At 41.9% G+C, this 1,230-nt stretch carries 1 protein-coding gene; it reads left to right on the forward strand.

Annotated elements, in window-relative coordinates:
• Positions 1–64: 64 nt before the first annotated feature.
• A protein-coding gene (locus WBW42_RS18725; protein WP_087013213.1) for an IS3 family transposase occupies positions 65–1,212 on the forward strand; the annotation gives its coding sequence in 2 pieces (ribosomal slippage) (positions 65–311 and positions 311–1,212; 1,149 coding nt in all).
• The last annotated feature ends 18 nt before the right edge of the window (positions 1,213–1,230 follow it).

The following is a 1,230-nucleotide window of genomic DNA, read 5'->3' on the forward strand; positions in this document are numbered from 1 at the left end:
TGAATAGCCACCGATTTTGTAGACACCTTTTAGTTAGATAAAATGGCTAATTAACGAGGTGCTTATGAGCAGTAAACGATACCCTGAAGAATTCAAAATTGAAGCAGTAAAGCAAGTCACTGAGAAAGGCCATAGTGTGGCTGAAGTTGCTGTACGTTTAGGAACCACCACACATAGTCTGTATGCTTGGATTAAACGTTATGATCCACAGCAGCCCAAGATCACAGAATCTAATAATCCAAGTACAGAATTAGCAAAGTTAAAAAAAGAGCTGCAACGGGTTACTGAAGAAAGGGACATATTAAAAAAGGCCGCGGTGTACTTCGCAAGCCAGTCCAAATGAGGTACGCCTTTATTCAGGACAATCAGCACATATGGCCTGTTCGTCGTTTATGTTCAACTCTGGATGTTCATCACAGTGGTTATTACGCCTGGCTAAAGCAACCTACCAGTAAAACTGCCAAGAAACGGCAACAGCTTTCAGGATTAATTAAACAGTTCTGGCTGGAATCTGGCGGAGTCTATGGCTATCGCAAGATTCACTGTGATTTGAAAGATGTTGGCGAAAGTTGCGGGATCAATCGAGTACATCGGCTCATGAAGATGAATGGTCTCAAATCACAGCGAGGCTATCGTAAACCTAGAGCTCATACTGGTACTCCAGCTGTTGTTGCTGCAAACACTTTAGACCGCCAATTTAATCCAACGCAGCCGAACCAATTATGGGTCACTGATATTACCTATATCCGTACTCATGAAGGGTGGCTATATCTCGCAGTTGTGATTGACCTATTTTCGCGTCTTGTTGTTGGCTGGTCGATGAAATCCAGAATCACGACAGACCTGGTTTTAGATGCATTATTGATGGCTTTGTGGCGAAGAAACCCAAAGAACAAAGTCCTAATCCATTCTGACCAAGGCAGCCAATACACCAGTCATGAATGGCAGACATTTCTCAAGCATCATAATCTTGAAAGTAGTATGAGTCGTAGAGGCAATTGCCATGACAATGCTGTTGCAGAAAGCTTCTTCCAGCTATTAAAGCGGGAACGAATTAAAAAGAAAATCTATGCAACTAGAACTGAAGCAAGATCCGATCTCTTTGAATATATTGAGATGTTCTATAATTCAAAACGCAGACATGGTTCCAATGGTCAGCGTTCTCCATTAGATTATGAAAAGGCCCATCAAAAGATGGTTAGGTGTGTCTAGAATTTTGGTGGCTATTCA

It is taken from the genome of Acinetobacter sp. LT1 (assembly GCF_059800965.1).